The 898-nt window shown below is 50.1% G+C and carries 2 protein-coding genes; both read left to right on the forward strand.

The window, feature by feature from the left end:
* On the forward strand, positions 1-301 hold a 301-nt coding region (locus J4D97_RS23065; RefSeq protein ID WP_208309636.1), incomplete at its 5' end, for an SUMF1/EgtB/PvdO family nonheme iron enzyme.
* 91 nt (positions 302-392) lie between these two features.
* Positions 393-898, forward strand: a 506-nt coding sequence (gene gldL / locus J4D97_RS23070) for a gliding motility protein GldL (protein ID WP_243900486.1), incomplete at its 3' end; no start/stop codon positions are given.

Genomic DNA, 898 nt, shown 5'->3' on the forward strand with positions numbered 1-898 from the left:
TGCTTACACGGCCCCAGTAGGCGCCTTCTTCCCGAATGACTTTGGACTATATGACATGTCGGGTAACGTAGCCGAGTGGTGCGATGATGCATACATGGAAGCTTCGGTACCGGTAGTGTGGGATATGAACCCTACCAACCCCGACGACAACGAGCCTCGCAAAGTGGTACGTGGTGGATCTTGGAAAGACATTGCTTACTTCCTCGAAACGGGTACCCGCAACTTTGAATACCAAGATTCCGCTCGCTCTTACATCGGCTTCCGTTGCGCCATGATTCAAATTGGCCGCAACTCTCGCTAACTCAAACTTCGCTTTCAATTAATCAATCAGGCCGGGTGGCCGACGCATTAACCTCACCAACCCCTCATCATTTCCAATCTTCTTTTCAACAATGGCAGCAAAAGGTAACTTTTTCTTCGACAGTGTAATGCCGAAAATCTACGGTATTGGAGCTGCAGTCGTAATTATTGGTGCACTATTCAAAATTCTACACTTACCCGGCGCTAACGAGATGCTGATTGTAGGTCTGGGCACCGAAGCAGTTATTTTCTTCTTAAGTGCGTTCCAACCTAACCCCAAAGAAGTTGATTGGTCATTGGTGTACCCTGAGTTGAGCGAAGGTTACGACCCATCGACTGGCAACCCCAGCTTCCGCACCAACGCTATTGCTGACAACGGCAGCACTGGCCTAACCCGCAAATTAGACGACATGCTGAAGGATGCAAATGTAACTCCTGAAGCTATCAACTCGCTGGGCGCTGGTTTGAACCGTCTAAGCACCACCACACAGCAACTCTCGACGCTGGGCGACGCTACCAACGCTACGGAAGAGTACACCACGAAAGTACGTGGAGCTGCTCAGTCGCTGGAGCGCATCAACGAAGCATATTCCAATAC

This window comes from Hymenobacter defluvii, from assembly GCF_017589435.1.
Classification (GTDB): Bacteria; Bacteroidota; Bacteroidia; order Cytophagales; family Hymenobacteraceae; genus Hymenobacter; species Hymenobacter profundi.